Consider the following 17628-nt stretch of genomic DNA (forward strand, 5'->3'; position numbering starts at 1 on the left):
GGGGTCACCGGGGGAAGTAGCCGGTACGGGTGAAGAACTCGTCGTACCGGCGGAAGAGCTCGCGGGTGGGCTCGGGGCGGACGATTCCGGTGTCGGCGAGCGCCGCGTCGGTGGCGGAGCTGTCCATGGCGAGGTAGACATCGGTGGCGTCGGGGCCCGAGACGGCCTCGAACGATTCGAGCAGGGGGAGCAGCGCGTTGGCCCGGTCGGCGGTGACCTTGTCGCGCCAGGTGACCCGGTCCAGCTCGGGGAGTTCATGGCCGAACGACCGCAGGTGGGCCACGATGTCGGCGAAGCTGATCGACGACCGGCCGGAGAGGTGGAAGGTACGGCCCGCCGCGTCCGGGCGCCGGGCGAGGGCGAGCACGGCGGCGCTGACGTAGTCCACCGGCACGAGCTGGAAGCTGCCGCCGAGGCCGGCGGGGACGGCACGGGCCTGGATCATGCCCTTGACGCTCAGCCAGACGAAGTCACGTGTCTGACAGGCGCCGCGTCGCTGGTCGCCGGAGACCAGGTCGACCCGGTGGACGGTGACCGGCAGCCCGCGCTCGCGGGCCTGGTCGAGCAGTTGCTCGGCGACCCATTTGCTCTGGGTGTAGCCGGTCCGCAGTTCCTCGGGCGGCCCGATCGGGTCCTCGGGGCGCAGCGGGACGCCGGCCGTGACCGGCTGGGTGAACACACCGGTGGTGGAGATGTGGTGCAGGGGTACGGTGCGGCTGCGGGCGGCCAGCCGCAGCAGTTCGGCGGTGCCGCCGACGTTGGCGTCCTTCAGCGCCGCGTACGGCTGGAGCCAGTTGACGTGGGCGCCCGCGTGGAGGACCAGATCGACCGATCGGGCCAGCTCGTCGAAGTGCTCGTCCGTCAGGCCCAGTCGCGGTCGGGCGAGGTCTCCGACGATGATGTCGAGGCGGTCGGTGTCCACGTCGTCCCACGCCTCGTACCAGCGCATGTTCTCGGTCAGTCGACGCAGCGCGTCCGCGCGGTCGGTGCCCCGGACCAGGCAGCGGACGGTGGCGCGGGTGGTGCGCATCAGGTCGCGCAGCAGGAACGCGCCGATGAAGCCTGTGGCGCCGGTGAGCAGGACTTCGCGGGGGTCGGTGGCGGCCGGGACGGTGGTCGCGGTGGGCAGGATGTCGGCGGGGAGCAGGGTGTCGGCGGCGGGGATGTCCGTCCGCGGCTCGTCGTGGACGCGGTCCTCCGGTGCGGCGGGCCGCAGGTCGCGCAGCAGCCGGTCGGCGACGGACCGCGGGGTCGGGTGGTCGAAGACCAGGCTGGGGGGAAGCCGCTGCCCGGTCGCGGCGTCGAGCCGTTGGCGCAGCTGGACGGAGCCGAGCGAGTCGAACCCCAGCTCGGGGAAGGACGCGTCGGTGGGTACGGTGTCCGGGTCCGTCAGCCCCAGCAGGGCGGCGACGTGTGTCCGTACCAGGCTCAGGACGCGTGCGCCGCGCTCGGTGTCGGAGAGTGCGGCCAGCTCCTCGGCGAGCCCCATCGGGGAGCCGGCCCCGGCCGCCGGGTACCGGGCCCCGCGACGGGCCACTCCGCGCAGCAGGGGCGGGACCGGGGCCTGTGCCCGTACCGTCTCCCAGTCGATGGGGCAGGCCACCACCAGTGGGGCGGCACCGGCGACGGCGGCGTCCAGCAGGGCCGTCCCGTGCTCGGCGGAGAGGGCGGTGAAGCCCTCCCGGGCGACCCGGTGCAGATCGGCCGCCGCCGACATGCCTCCGCCCGTCACCGTCCACGGCCCCCAGGCCACCGAGACGGCGGGCAGCCCGGCTGCCGCTCTGCGGTGGGCCAGGGCGTCGAGTGCGGTGTTGGCGGCGGCGTAATTGGCCTGGCCGGGGCCGCCGAGGATGCCGGAGACGGAGGAGAAGAGCACGAACGCGGCGAGGTCGTGGCCGCGCGTCAGCTCGTCCAGGTGCCGGGCGGCGTCGGCCTTGGGGCGCATGGCTGTCTCCAGGCGCCGCGGGGTGAGCGCGGTGAACGTACCGTCGTCCAGGACTCCGGCCGTGTGGACGACCGCGCGCAGCGGTCGGTCGGCGGGTATCCGCTCCAGCACGGCGGCCAGGGCCGCGCGGTCCGCGACGTCGCAGGTCTCGACGGCGGCTCGGGTGCCCAGTTCGGCCAGCTCCTCGACGAGGGCGGTGGCGCCGGTGGCGCGGAGACCGCTGCGGCTGGTCAGCACCAGATGCCGTACGCCGTGGTGGGCCGCGAGGTGCCGGGCCACCAGGGCGCCCAGCGCGCCGGTGCCACCGGTGATCAGTACGGTTCCGTCGGTGGGCCAGCCCGGTGTCCCGGTGGGTGCGGGTGCGGGGGCGAGACGGGGCACCAGGACCCGGCCGTCGCGCACCGCCACCTGGGGCTCGCCGGAGGCGGCGATGGCGGCCAGGAGCGAGGGCGGGGCATCGGGGGCGTCCACGAGGACGAATCGGCCGGGGTGTTCGGACTGGGCCGAGCGCAGCAGGCCCCAGACGGGTGCCGTCTCCGACGGCGCCTCTCCGTCCACCGCCACCGCGCCCTGGGTGAGAACGACGAGGGGGGTGCCGCCGGACGGCTCCCCGGCGAGGTCCCGCTGGGCGATGTCGAGCACCCGGTGCAGGGGGTCCGTGGCGCTCACCCGTTCACACCGGGGTACGGGGCCCTCGGCCGGGGGCAGGACCACCGGTGTCCAGACGACGCGGTAGAGGCCGTCCGCCGGCAGTACCGGGGGCGGGTCGCCGTAGGTGACCTCGTCCACGGTGGCCAGCACGCGCCCGGCACGGTCGGTGAGCAGCAGTTCCGGGCCGCCGGGCGGAGCTGCCGCAACGTGCGCGGAGTCGGCGCCCGCGGCGTACGCGCGCACTCCCCGCCAGCGGAGTACGGCCCGGTGGCCGGTCGCGGCGGACAGCAGTCCGGGGTGGAGAACGTAGCGCTCGGTCTCCTCGCCGTCCACGGTGCACGCCTCGGCGACGGTCGACGGTGCGACGGCCGGAGGCGGTGGGGACGGTATCGGGCTGAGGGTGCCGTGGGCGTACCGGACCCACGCCGCACCGTCCGAGGGGCGCCCGTGAACGCGGAGGTCGCGGCGGCCGTGGGCATCCGGAGCCTCGACGGTGACCTGGAGCCGGAGCCCGCCGCGCGGTGGGGGAGCGGCGTCGACGGTGAGGGTGTCCACGGTGGTGCAGTCGACCTCGTCGGCGGCGCGCAGGGCGGCTTCGACCCAGACCGTGGCGGGTGTGCCGGCACCGGTCAGCTGCCCGGTCAGCGTGACGCGACCGCCCTCCGGGGCTTCGAGGGCCGAGGTGAGCAGCGGATGCCCGGTGGTGGAACGGTCGGCTCCGCTCCGGGCGGACTGCCAGTAGTGCCGGTGGTCGAAGGCGTAGGTGGGCAGGTCGGTCCGGCGCGCGCCCCTGCCCGCGAAGAAGCCCTCCCACTCCACCGGCACGCCCGCCGTGAACAGCTCGCACAGACCGGCCGCCGCTTCCGCCGCCTCGTCGCCGCCGCCACGGCCCAGTGCCACCGCGACCGGGGCGTCCGCGATCATCCCCGTCAGGACGGCGCCGGGGCCCACCTCGACAAAGATCTCCACGTCCGCTTCCGCCATGGTCGCGACGGCGTCGGCGAACCGCACGGGCTCGCGCACCTGCCGCACCCAGTACTCCGGGTCCGTCACCTCGCCCGGGCCCGCTGTACGGCCCGTCAGCCCGGAGACGAGGGGGATCGACGGTTCGGCGAGGCGCAGGCCCCGTACCACCGATCCGAACGTGTCGAGCATCGGGTCCATCAGCGGTGAGTGGAAGGCGTGCGAGACCCGCAACCGCCGGCTCCAGACCTCTCCCAGCGCCTCCACGACCGCGTCCACCGCCGCCGCCTCCCCGGAGACCACCACCGACTCCGGGCCGTTCACCGCGGCGATCGACACCCCGGCCGTCAGCAACGGACGCACCCGCTCCGACGACGCAGCCACCGCCACCATCACCCCACCGGCCGGCAACTCCCCCATCAACCGCGCACGCGCCCCCACCAGCGCCACCGCATCGTCCAGACCCAGCACACCCGCCACATGCGCCGCCGCGATCTCACCCACCGAATGCCCCGCCACCACCGACGGACGCACACCCCACGACTCCACCAACCGGAACAACGCCACCTGATAGGCGAACAGCGCCGGCTGTGCGAACGCGGTGCGGTCGAGTCCGTCGCCGGTGGCGATGGCCTCGGCCAGCTCCGCCGGGAATCGCCCGCACACATCCGCGAACACCTCGGCGAACAGCGGAAACGCCGCCGAGAGGCCACCGCCCATGCCCGCCCGCTGTGCGCCCTGGCCGGAGAACACCATGCCCACCTTGCGGCGGCGGGGTGTCGGCCCGGGGGCGGAGGTGGCCCCGTCGGCGGCGGCGGTCAGGCCCTGGAGCAGCTGTTCCCTCGTCCGGCCGCACACGACCGTGCGGTACGGGAGGACCGCGCGGGTGGTGGCGAGCGAGTACGCCACATCGGGCAGGGTGTCGTCGGGGGCGGCGGCGACATGGTCGCGGACCCGGTGGAGCTGCCCCCGCAGCGCGCCGGGGGTGGCGGCGGTGACGACGAGCGGCAGGACGGGGGTGCCGGTCCGTTCGGCCGCCGTCCCGGTGGTGGGCTCGGGCGGCTCCTCGATCTCCGTCCCGGGGGTGGGCGGCTCGGGCGGCTCTTCGATGATGACATGGGCGTTGGTGCCGCTGATGCCGAACGACGACACCCCTGCCCGCCGTACCCGTCCGGGAACCCTCGGCCAGGGCCGCTCGTGCACGGCGAGCCGTACGGCACCGGCGGACCAGTCCACGACGGTGGTGGGCTCGTCGGCGTGGAGGGTGGGCGGCACGATCCCGTACCGCAGGGCGAGCAGCGTCTTGATGACACCGCCGACCCCGGCGGCGGCGGAGGTGTGACCGATGTTGGACTTCAGCGACCCCAGCCAGACCGGGTCACCACCACCACGCTCCCGGCCGTACGTCGCCAGCAACGCCCCCGCCTCGATCGGATCACCCAGACGCGTACCCGTCCCATGCCCCTCCACCAGATCCACACCCGCACCCGACACACCCGCATCCACCCACGCCGCCCGGATCACCCGCTCCTGAGCAGAACCCGACGGCGCCGTCAGACCATTCGACGCACCATCCTGATTCAACGCCGAACCACGCACCACACCCACCACCGGATGCCCCAACCGACGCGCATCCGACAACCGCTCCACCAACAACACCCCCACCCCCTCAGCCCACCCCGTACCATCCGCACCCACCCCGAACGACTTGCACCGCCCATCCACCGCAAGCCCCTGCTGACGCGAGAACTCGATCCAGGCACCGGGGGTGGACATCACGGTGACGCCGCCGACGAGCGCGAGCGTGCAGTCACCACGGCGCAGGGCCTGGGCGGCGAGGTGGAGGGCGACCAGCGAGGAGGAACAGGCCGTGTCCACGGTGATCGCAGGACCGTGCAGACCGAGGGCGTAGGCGATACGGCCGGACGCCACACTGGCGGCGGAGCCGGCGAGCAGGTATCCGCGCAGCTCGTCCGGACCGTTGTCCATATCGGTGTAGGTCTGTCCGGCGAAGCCCGCGAACACGCCGGTCGGGGTGGCCCGGAGCGCGGACGGGTCGATGCCGGCGCGCTCCACCGCCTCCCAGGCGACTTCGAGCAGCAGCCGCTGCTGCGGGTCGGTCGCCAGTGCCTCACGGGGGGTCATCCCGAAGAAGGCGGCGTCGAAGTCGCCCGCCCCGTCGAGGAATCCTCCGCGGGTGGTGTCACACCGGTCGGCGAGGTGGTCCAGGTCCCAGCCGCGGTCGTCGGGGAAGGCGCCGATCGCGTCGCCGCCCTCGATGACCAGCCGCCACAGGTCCTCGGGGGTACGGACCCCGCCCGGGTAGCGGCAGGCCATCGAGACCACGGCGATCGGATCGTCGCCGGAGTCCAGCTCGGACTCCAGCTCTGACTTCAGCTGGGACTCCAGCTCTGACTCCAGCTCGGTGACGCGGTCCCGGGTGCGGCGCAGCTCCTCGGTGGCCCGCTTGAGATAGGAGGCGAGCTTCTGCTCGTTGGGGGTGGTCATCGGGGTTGCTCCACTTCCGGGCCGAGTTCGCCGTCCACGAAGGCGAACAGATCATCGAGGGACTGGTCGTCGCCGAAGGACTCGCCGCCGCCGGAGGACTGAGCGTCGGCGGACGGGGCGTCGGCGGACGGGCCGGGCCCGGGGTTCAGCTCGGCGCGCAGATGTTCGGCGAGCGCGGCTGGGGTGGGATGGTCGAAGACGAGCGTGGCCGAGAGCGCCAGGCCGCTGATCCGGCTGAGCCGATTGCGCAGCTCGATGGCGGTGAGCGAGTCGAAACCCAGCTCGTGGAAGGGCCGTTCCGGCACAAGGGTGCCGGCGTCGGCGTGACCGAGCACCGCGGCGGTCTGCTCGCACACCTCCTGGAGGACGGCGGGGCCGTGATCGGGCTCAGGAAGCCCGGCGAGCCGTTCGCGCAGTTCGGCGACGGCGGGCTCGGCGGCCACCGGCTCGGCGGCCGGTGCCACCGCGCCGGCTCCGGGAGGCCTGCCGTCGGCGATCCAGTAGTGCCGGTGGTCGAAGGCGTAGGTGGGCAGGTCGGTCCGGCGCGCACCCCTGCCCGCGAAGAAGCCCTCCCACTCCACCGGCAGGCCCGCCGTGAACAGCCTGGCCAGCGCGGACACCGCACCGGCCGCTTCGCCGGTGTCCCGCCGGACCAGCGGTACCGCCACCGGTGCCTCGGTGAGCAGCCCGGTCAGCGTCCCGTCGGGACCGGCCTCCACGAACACCTCGGCCCCGTCGGCGTACAGCGCCGCCGCGGCGTCGGCGAACCGCACGGGCTCGCGTACATGCCGCACCCAGTACTCCGGGTCCGTCAGCTCGCCGGGTTCCACCAGCCGGCCGAGGAGAGCGGAGACCACCGGTATGCGTGGCTCGTGCAGCCGCACATCCCGGAGCGCGGTGGCGAAGGGGTCGAGCATCGGGTCCATCAGCGGTGAGTGGAAGGCGTGCGAGACCCGCAACCGCCGGCTCCGCACCTCCCCCAGCGCCTCCACGACCGCGTCCACCGCCGACGCCTCCCCGGAGACCACCACGGACTCCGGGCCGTTCACCGCGGCGATCGACACCCCGGCCGTCAGCAACGGACGCACCCGCTCCGGCGACGCAGCCACCGCCACCATCACCCCACCAGCGGGCAACTCCCCCATCAACCGAGCACGCGCCCCCACCAGCGCCACGGCATCGTCCAGACCCAGCACACCCGCCACATGCGCCGCCGCGATCTCACCCACCGAATGCCCCGCCACCACCGACGGACGCACACCCCACGACTCCACCAACCGGAACAACGCCACCTGATAGGCGAACAGCGCCGGCTGTGCCACCTCGGTACGTTCCTGCTCCGCACCGTCCCCCGACCACAATGTCTCGGTCAGCTCCGGTGAGAAACGCCCGCACACATCCGCGAACACCTCGGCGAACAGCGGAAACGCCGCCGACAGCTCCTTGCCCGGCGCCGCTCGGTGGGCCCCCTGGCCGGAGAAGACCAGGGCCACCCGCCGGTCGGCGACGGCGCGCTCCCCGGGGGCGGCGGCCAGGTGCGTGGCGGCATCGGTCGCGGTGGTGGCGGCGACCGCGATCCGGTACGGCAGCGGCGACCGGGAGACGGCGAGGGAGTACGCCACGTCCAGCGGGTCGGTGGCACCCTCGTGGAGCAGTGCGGATACGCGCTCGACCTGACCGCGCAGTGCCGCGGCGGACCCCGCCGACAGGACGAACGGCAGGACGGGAGCGTCGGGTTCAGCGGTTCCGGCCGGCTCCGGGTCGGTCGCTACCGGCTGCGGATCGGCGGCTACCGGCTGCGGATCGGTCGCGGGCGGCCCCGGGTCGGCCGCTGCCTGCTCCAGATCGGTCGCGGGCGGCTCTTCGATGATGACATGGGCGTTGGTGCCGCTGATGCCGAACGACGACACCCCCGCCCGCCGTACCCGTCCGGGAACCCTCGGCCAGGACCGGGCCCCGGTCAGCAGCCGGACGCCGCCCGATTCCCACTCGACCTCCGGGGTCGGTTCCTGGGCGTGCAGGGTACGGGGCATGTGCTCGTACCGCAGGGCCTGAAGGACCTTGATGACTCCCGCGACCCCGGCGGCGGCCTGCGTATGGCCGATGTTGGACTTCAGTGACCCCAGCCAGACCGGGTCCCCACCACCACGCTCCCGGCCATACGTCGCCAGCAACGCCCCCGCCTCGATCGGATCACCCAGACGCGTCCCCGTCCCATGCCCCTCCACCAGATCCACACCCGCACCCGACACACCCCCATCCGCCCACGCCGCACGAATCACCCGCTCCTGAGCAGAACCCGACGGCGCCGTCAGACCATTCGACGCACCATCCTGATTCAACGCCGAACCACGCACCACACCCACCACCGGATGCCCCAACCGACGCGCATCCGACAACCGCTCCACCAACAACACCCCCACCCCCTCAGCCCACCCCGTACCATCCGCACCCACCCCGAACGACTTGCACCGCCCATCCACCGCAAGCCCCTGCTGACGCGAGAACTCGACGAAGGTGGTCGGGGTGGCCATGACGCTGACACCGCCGGCGAGTGCCATGGCACACTCGCCGTTCCGCAACGCGCGGACCGCGAGGTGGAGGGCGACCAGCGAGGAGGAACAGGCCGTGTCCACGGTGATCGCCGGACCGCGCAGACCGAAGGTGTAGGCGATACGGCCGGACGCCACACTGGCGGCGGAGCCGGTCATCAGATAGCCCTCGACCCCGTCCGGGAGCTGTTCGGCACGGGCGGCGTAGTCGTGGTAGGCGACGCCCATGAACACCCCGGTGGGGCTTTCACGGACATCGGCCACCGGGATGCCCGCGCGCTCCCAGGTCTCCCAGGCGACTTCGAGCAGCAGCCGCTGCTGGGGGTCCATGGCCAGGGCCTCGCGGGGGCTGATGCCGAACAGGTCGGCGTCGAACTCTCCCGCGTCGTACAGGAACCCGCCGTGGCGCGTGGCCGAGCGGCCGGAGCCTTCGGGGTCCTCGGCGAAGAGACGGCCGGTGTCCCAGCCGCGGTCGGTGGGGAACTCCCCGATCGCATCCGTCTCGTCGGCGACCAGCCGCCACAGGTCCTCCGGGCCGCGCACTCCGCCGGGGAAGCGCCCGGCCATGGCGACGATGGCGATCGGGTCCTCGTCGTCGGGCGTCGCGGCCCGCACCGTGGCCGCGGCCGCGGTGGCCGGCGCCGGCGCGTCGCCCAGCAGGCGTTCGCGCAGATGGGCGGCGAGCGCGATGGGGGTCGGATGGTCGAAGAGAAGGGTGGCCGGCAGGGGCAGCCCGGTCGCGGCCCGCAGCCGGTTGCGCAGTTCGACCACGGTCAGCGAGTCGAAGCCGGACGCGCGGAACGCACGGTCCACCTGGATGGTGTCCCGGTCGGCGGTGTCCCGGTCGGCGGGGTCATGGCCGAGCGCCGTGGCCGCGTGGTCGCGTACCAGATCCAGCAGATACCGGTCCTGATCGGGCCGGGAGAGACCGGCCAGCCGGCCGGCGAGCCCGCTCTCCTCGGCCGTTTCGGTGGCGACAGCGCGGACGGGTGCCCGGACCAGGCCGCGCAGCAGGGGCGTGAGCGTGTTCTCCCGCGCGCGGTCGCGGAGTGCGGCGAGGTCGAGGCGGGCGGGGAGCAGCAGGGCACGGTCCGTGCCGAGTGCGGCGGCGAAGAGGGTCAGGCCATCGGTCGTGGTCATCGGGGCAAGGCCGGACCTGCGCAGTCGTGCCAGGTCCCGGTCGGTGAGACGGCCCAGGCCGCTGGGTTGCTCCCAGAGGCCCCACGCCAGCGAGATGCCGGGCAGGCCCTGGGCACGGCGCTGGTGGGCGAGGGCGTCGAGGAAGGTGTTGGCGGCGGCGTACGCGCTCTGGGCGGGAAGCCCGAGTACGCCGACGGCGGAGGAGAACAGCGCGAAGACGGTGAGGGGCAGGTCGCGGGTGAGCTCGTCCAGGTGGACCGCCCCGTCCACCTTCGGGCGCAGCACCGCGTCGAGCCGTTCGGGTGTCATGGCGTCCAGCGGGGCGTCGTCGGCCGTGCCCGCCAGGTGGTAAACACCGGTCAGCGGGTGCGCGGCCGGGATGTCGGCGAGGACGGCGGCGAGTGCGGCGCGATCGGTCACGTCGCAGGCGCGGAGGGAGACCTCGGCGCCCAGGGCTTCCAGTTCGGCGGCGAGTTCGGCGGCGCCGGGCGTGTCCGGGCCCCGGCGCCCGGTGAGGACCAGGTGGCGGGCGCCCGTGGCGACGAGGTGCCGGGCCACATCACCGCCGAGGCCGCCGAGGCCGCCGGTGATCAGGTGGGTGCCGGTGGGGTCGGTCACGGTGGGGTCGGCGCCGGCGGTACGGGCCAGCCGGGGCACCAGGATCTCGCCGTCGCGGATGGCGATCTGTCCCTCGCCCGCCGCCACGGCGAGCGCGGCGGCCCGGCGCACAGCGGCCTCGTCGGCGATGGCGGCGGTGTCCGTGTCGGTATCGGTATCGGTGTCCGTGGCCGTGTCCGTGGCCGTGTGCGTGTGCGTGTCCGTATCCGTGTCCACCAGCAGGAACCGGTCGGGGTGCTCGGCCTGGGCGGAGCGCACCAGGCCCCACAGGGCGGCCTGGGCGGGATCGAGGACATCGGCGGAGCCGCGTACCGCGACCGCGCCCTGGGTGAGGACGATCAGCCGTGCGTCCGGCGCGTGTTCACCGGCGAGCCAGGTGTGCAGGGCCTTCAGACCGTGTGCGGCGACGGCGCGGGCAGCCGCCGGCCGCTGCCCGGCCGGTGTCGCGTCGTCCTTCCCCGGCATCACGATCCGCAGGTCGGGCGGGGCTCCCGTGGTGGGGACAGCCGTCAGCGGCTGCCAGTCGAGGGTGTAGAGCGCGCCGCCGCCGGCCGTGACGGCCGTCAGGTTGGAGGCGGCCACCGGCCGCATGAGCAGGGTGTCCACCGCGGCCACGGGCCGGCCGGCGGGGTCGGTGGCGGTGACCCGGACCGCGTCACCCCCCGCCGGAGCGACATGGACGCGCAGGGTGGTGGCCCCGGCGGTCTGGACGCGGACGCCGGACCAGGCGAAGGGCAGCCGCAGCAGACCGGGCCCGGCGGCCGGGGTACGCAGCAGCTCGGCGTGGAGGGCCGCGTCCAGCAGCGCGGGGTGTACGGCGTAGCGGCGGGCGTCCGCGTGGTGGGCCGGGTCGAGGGAGACCTCGGCGTACATCTCGTCGCCCTGGCGCCACGCGGCCCGCAGCCCGCGGAAGGCGGGACCGTACCCATATCCGTCGGCTGCCCGATCGGCATAGAAGGAGGTGATATCTACGGGTTCCGCACCGGGCGGGGGCCAGACGGCGGGCCCGTCGACGCTGTGGGCGGCCCCGCTCAGGGAGCCACCGGCATGCCGGGTCCACGGTTCGTCGTCGCCGGTCGCCGGGCGGGCGTGCACCTCCAGCGGGCGCGCGCCGTGGGCTCCGGGCGCGCCGACGGTGACCCGCAGATGAACCGCCGTCCCCTCCGGCAGCAGGAGCGGCTGCTCGACGGTCAGCTCCTCGATACCGGCGCAGCCCACCTCCTCCCCGGCCCGCAGGGCCAGTTCGACAAAGGCGGTGCCGGGCAGGAGCGCGGTGCCGCCGACCGCGTGGTCGGGGAGCCAGGCGGGGGAACGCGGGGACAACCGGCCGGTCAGGACGGTCCCGCCGTCGGCCACGGCCAGGACGGCTCCGAGCAGCGGGTGATCGGCGGGGGCGAGTCCGGCGGCGGAGACATCGCCGGGGCCGGTCGTCGGCGACAGCCAGTGCCGGCGCCGCTGGAAGGGGTAGGTGGGCAGCTCGGTCCGGCGGGCACCGGTGCCGTCGAGGGCGGCATCCAGGTCCACGGTGATGCCATGGACATGTGCCTCGGCCAGCGAGCGCAGAAAGCGCTCCCGGCCGCCCTCCCCGCGTCGCAGGGTGCCCACGGCCGCGGGCTGGTGTCCCGCCTCCTCGGCGGTGTCCAGCAGGGCCGACAGCAGCAGGGGGTGCGGGCTGCACTCAAGGAACGCACGGTGCCCGTCGCCGAGCAGGGCGACCACCGCGGCCTGGAAGTCCACCGGCTCGCGGACGTTGCGGAACCAGTAGCCGGGGTCGAGGTCCTCGGCGCCGAGCGGCCCGCCGGTCACCGCGGAGTAGAAGGCGACCCGCGGCGGATGGTGGGGAATGCCGTCGAGCAGCTCGCGCAGGGGTTCGCGCAGCGGCTCGACCAGGGCGCAGTGCGAGGCACCGGCGCGGACCACGACACGGGCCCGGATGCCGTCCGCCTTGCAGTCGGCGACGAACCGTTCGACCGTGTCGGGCTCCCCCGCGACGGTGACCGCGACCGGCCCGTTGACGACGGCGAGGTCGAGGGGGGCGTTCCGCTCGGCGATGCGGCGGCGTACATCCGCCGCGGAGAGTTCGACGGCGGCCATCATGCCGCGCCCGGGCAGCTCCTGGGCGAAGAGACGGCTGCGTCGTACGACGATGGTCGCCGCGTCCCGCAGGGTGAGCACACCGGCGACGCAGGCGGCGGCCAGCTCGCCCTGTGAGTGTCCGACGACCGCGGCGGGCCGTACTCCATGGGCCTCCCACAGGGCGGCGAGCGAGACCATGACGGAGAACAGCACCGGCTGTGCCACATCGGTGTGTTCCTGATCGGCGGCGCCGTCGCGGCCGAGCACGGTGTCGAGCAGGGACCATTCGACGAGGGGGTCGATCACGGCGGCGCACTCGCGCAACCGCTCCGCGAAGGCCGGAGCCTGCTCGTACAGGGCGTCGACCATGCCCGGCCACTGGGAGCCGTGGCCGGGGAAGACGAAGGCGACCCGGCCATGGTCGGCGGCGGTGCCGTGTACGACGCCGGCGGCCGGGGTGTCCGTGGCCAGTGCGTGCAGAGCGGTCGCGAAGGCGTCGCGGTCGGCGGCCACGGCAACGGCCCGGTGCGGCAGTTCGGCGCGCCCGTGGACCAGGGAGAACGCCACGTCGGCGGGGTCGGTGTCAGGGTGTGCGGCCAGGTGGTCGCGGAGCAGGGCGGCCTGGTCCCGGAGGGCCGCCGGGGTCCGCGCGGAGAGCGGCCAGGCGACCGGCCCGGCCGGGGCGCGCGGCGGCTCCGGGTCGGCGGGTGGGGCCTCTTCCAGGATCAGATGGGCGTTGGTGCCGCTGATGCCGAACGACGACACGCCCGCCCGGCGCGGCCGTCCTTCCGTACGGGCCCAGGCGATGGGCTCGGTCAGCAGGCGGACGGCACCCGTGCTCCAGTCGATGCCCGGGGACGGCTCGTCGACATGCAGGGTCCGCGGCAGCACACCGTGGTGGAGTGCCATGGTCATCTTGATGACACCGGCCACGCCCGCCGCCGACTGGGTGTGCCCGATGTTCGACTTCAGCGAACCGAGCCACAGCGGACGGGTGTCGGCGCGGTCCTGCCCGTACGTGGCCAGCAGCGCGTTCGCCTCGATGGGGTCGCCGAGGCGGGTGCCGGTGCCGTGCGCCTCGACCGCGTCGACATCGGCGCCGGTCAGTCCGGCGGTGTGCAGGGCCGCACGGATGACCTGGCGCTGTGCGGCGCCGTTGGGCGCGGTCAGCCCGTTGGACGCGCCGTCGGAGTTGATCGCGGAGCCACGGATGACGGCCAGGACGGGGTGGCCGTGACGGCGGGCGTCCGAGAGCCGCTCCAGGACCAGCATGCCGGCGCCCTCGGCCCAGCCGGTGCCGTCGGCGGCGGCGGAGAACGCCTTCGACCGGCCGTTGGGCGACAGTCCGCCCAGACGGCTCAGCTCGGCGAAGACGCCCGGTGTCGGCATGACGGTCACCCCGCCGGCGAGCGCGAGCCCGCACTCCCCCGCCCGCAGCGCACGGGCCGCGGTGTGCAGGGCCACGAGCGAGGCGGAGCAGGCGGTGTCCACGGTGACGGCGGGGCCGCGCAGGCCGAGGACGTACGCGATCCGCCCGGAGGCGACGCTGGGGGTGGTGCCGGTGTAGAGGTAGCCATCGGAGCCGTCGCTGGGCTCGCCCAGGCGCGGCCCGTACTCCTGGAAGGTGGTGCCGACGAAGACGCCGGTGTCACTGTCGCGCAGCGAGTCCGGATCGATGCCCGAGCGTTCCAGGCTCTCCCAGGAGGTCTCCAGCAACAGCCGCTGCTGTGGGTCGAGTGCGGCGGCCTCGCGCGGGCCGATGCCGAAGAACGCGGCGTCGAAGCCGGGGACGTCGGTCAGGAAACCGCCCTCGCGGACATAGGAGGAGCCGCGGCTCTGCGGATCGGGGTCGTACAGCCGGTCGATGTCCCAGTCGCGGTCCTCGGGAAACGGTCCGATGGCGTCGACCCCTTCGGACACGATCCGCCACAGGTCCTGCGGGGACCGGGCGCCGCCGGGGAAGCGGCAGGCCATGCCCACGATGACGACGGGGTCGTCGGGCGCGCTCCCGGTCGTGGCCCGTGGGTTCCTGTCGGCGGTTTCGGTACCGGCCGACAGATGGCGGGCGAGTCGGCCGGGCGTCGGGTGCTCGAACACTAGGGTCTCGGGGAGGGTGCGACCGGTGGCGGCGGCCAGCCGGTCGCTCAGCTCCACGGCGGTGATCGAGGTGATACCGAGGTCTCGGAAGGCGACGTCGGCGGGGATCTCGCCGGGGGTGTCGGAGCCGAGGACGGCGGCGGTGTGACGCCGGACGAGGTCCAGCGGGTCCTCGTCCGGCCGCTCCACCGGCGCAGCCGCAGCCGCAGCCGCGGCCACGGCCGGGAGGGCGGACGCGGGCGCGGCAAGGGCCGTATCAGGTACGGGGACGGCCGGGTCAGGTATGGGAAGGGCCGGGGGCGCGGTCGGCAACCAGTGCCGGCGGCGGCGGAACGCGTAGGTCGGCAGGTCGACCCGGCCGCCCCGCCCCGTCAGCGCCGGCAGATCCACATCGGCGCCGATCGTGTGCAACCCCGCCAGGGCCTCCATCAAGGTCTCGGGCTCGGGACGGCCACCGCGCAGGGCGCCGAGGAAACGGCGGCCTTCCGGGACGGTGGAGCGGGCGGCGGCGGTGAGGACCGTGTCGGGGCCCAGCTCCAGGTAGGTGGTGACCCCGGCCGCGTCCAGGCAGCGCACCCCGTCGGCGAACCGGACGCACTCGCGGACATGTCGCACCCAGTACTCGGGGTCACACAGATCGGCCGCGGTGGCCCTGTCACCGGTGAGGTTGGACACGACGGGCAGCTGCGGCGGTGCGTAGGACAGGGACCGGGCGACCTCACGGAAGGCGTCCAGCATCCCGTCCATGCGCGGTGAGTGGAACGCGTGGCTGACCTTCAGCCGGCGGGTCCTGCGTCCCTTGGCGCGCCACTGTTCGGCGAGTTCGGCGACGACGTCGGCGTCACCGGAGATCACCACGGCGCCCGGCCCATTGATCGCGGCAAGGGCCACCCGGTCCGTCAGGCCGTCGAGCGCGGCCCGTGCCTCGTCCTCACCGGCCTCCACCGCGACCATCGCGCCGCCGCCGGGCAGCGCCTGCATGAGCCGACCACGGGCGGTGACCAGGGCGCAGGCGTCCGGCAGCGTCAGAACCCCGGCGACATGGGCCGCCGTCAGCTCGCCGACGGAGTGCCCGAGCAGAAGGGCGGGCCGTACGCCGAGGCCGGTGACGAAGCGGTGGAGCGCGACCTCGACGGCGAACAGACCGGGCTGGGTGTACTCGGTACGGTGGACCAGCTCGGCGTCGGGAGATCCGGGCCGGGCCCACAGCACCTCGCGCAGCGGCCGGTCCAGCAGCGCGTCGAAGTGCGCGCAGACCTCGTCGAAGGCGGCGGCGAAGGCGGGATGGGCGTCGTACAGCTCACGGCCCATGCCGAGCCGCTGCGCGCCCTGGCCGCTGAACAGCACCGCGACATCACCGCTCGTGGCCTCGCCCACCACCGTGCCGGCCCCCTCGCTGCCCCGGGCCAGCGCATCGAGCCGGGTACGCAGCGTGTCGTGGTCGGAGGCGAGCACGACCGCCCGCGCGGAGTGGGCGGTACGGGTGGTGAGGAGCGAGGCGGCGAGGGCGGCCGGGTGCGTGCCGGACCGCTCGCCCACCCAGTCGGCGAGGCGGCGGGCCTGGGCCCGCAGCGCCTCGGTGTCGCGGCCGGAGACGGCGTACGGCAGGGGCAGCGCATGCCCGGCCGGGGCGGTGACGGCCTGCTCCACGGACGGGTCCGCCCCCAGGACCAGCCGGCGGGCCCGGTCCGGGGCGGCCTCCAGGACCAGGTGGCAGTTGGTTCCGCCCATGCCGAACGAGCTGACCCCGGCGATCAGGGGCGCGTCCGGGGCGGGCCACGGGCCCAGCCCGTCGTGCACCCGCAGCCGCCACTCGTCCATCGGGATCCGCGGGTTCGGGGTGCGGTAGTTACGGCTGGCGGGCAGTTCCCCGGCGTGCAGGGCGAGGGCCACCTTGAGCAGGCCGGTGATGCCGGCGGCGGCCTCCAGGTGGCCCACGTTGGTCTTGACCGAGCCGACGTGCAGCGGTTGTCCGGCGGGACGGAGGACCCCGAGCGCCGCGCCGAGCGCCTGGGCCTCGACCGGGTCACCGGCGCGGGTGCCGGTGCCGTGGAGTTCCACGTACTGGACGGCGGTGGGCTCGACGCCCGCCCGGCGGTACGCCTCCGCCAGGACCTCGCGCTGCGCGTCGGGGTCGGGCTGGGTCAGGTTGGGGCCGCCGCCGTCATTGTTGACCGCCCCGCCACGGATGACACACCAGATCTCGTCGCCGTCGGCCAGGGCGCGGCGCAGCGGCTTGAGCACCACCACCGCGCCGCCCTCGCCGCGGACGTACCCATTGGCGCGGGCGTCGAAGGTGTAGCACTCGCCGTCCGGGGAGAGGGCGCCGAATCGTTCGACATCCACCGTCGAGGCGCCGCTGAGGTTGAGCTGCACGCCGCCCGCCAGGGCGAGGTCGGAGCGGCCGGAGCGCAGGCTCTCGCAGGCGAGGTGGACGGCGACCAGGGACGAGGACTGACCGGTGTCGACGGTCATGCTGGCGCCACGGGCACCCAGCAGGTACGACAGCCGATTGGCGATCAGGCTGCGGCCGAGGCCCGCCAGGGTGTGGGGGGAGACGGCGTCGGGGCCGGCGCCCGCGGTGAGCCGGGCGTAGTCGTCGGCGACCGCGCCGAAGAAGACTCCGACCCGGGTGCCACGCAGGCGCGACGGCAGGATGCGGGCGCTCTCCAGGGATTCCCAGCCGAGTTCGAGCGCGAGACGCTGCTGCGGGTCCATGGCGGCGGCCTCGCGCGGTGTGACACCGAAGAAGCCGGCGTCGAAGTCCTCGACCCGGTCCAGGAAGCCGCCCCTGCGCAGCCGCACAGGGGCGTCGCGCCAGCGGTCGGCGGGGGCTTCGGCGACGGCGCCGCGCCCATCGCGCAGCAACCGCCAGAACGCGCCCGGGTCGGGGGCGCCGGGCAGCCGGCAGGCGATTCCGACGATCGCCACGGGCTCCGGGGGGCAGGGTTCGTCATACGCGTCTATGGCCACGAAATCGACGGTACGTGCGGGGTTCCACCGCCCGGACACCGGCGAGAATCCGGGTCCCACGGGGCGCGTAGAACGGGCGATTACCCCGGCGGGACTAAGTTCCAC

2 protein-coding genes are annotated in these 17628 nt (G+C 74.4%); both read right to left on the minus strand.

The genetic code is table 11. The features are described 5' to 3' along the window. Positions 1–4: 4 nt before the first annotated feature. Positions 5–6067, minus strand: coding sequence for a thioester reductase domain-containing protein (locus ABT354_RS30930; protein WP_351499893.1), 6063 nt, complete (start codon positions 6065–6067; stop codon positions 5–7). Beyond that, positions 6064–17523 carry an SDR family NAD(P)-dependent oxidoreductase gene (locus tag ABT354_RS30935; RefSeq protein WP_351499895.1) on the minus strand — a complete coding sequence of 3820 codons (11460 nt, stop codon included), beginning with the start codon at positions 17521–17523 and terminating at the stop codon, positions 6064–6066. The genes ABT354_RS30930 and ABT354_RS30935 overlap by 4 nt, the downstream gene beginning before the upstream one ends. Between the last annotated feature and the right edge of the window lie 105 nt (positions 17524–17628).

It is taken from the genome of Streptomyces sp. NPDC000594, assembly GCF_040299965.1.
Lineage (GTDB): Bacteria > Actinomycetota > Actinomycetes > Streptomycetales > Streptomycetaceae > Streptomyces.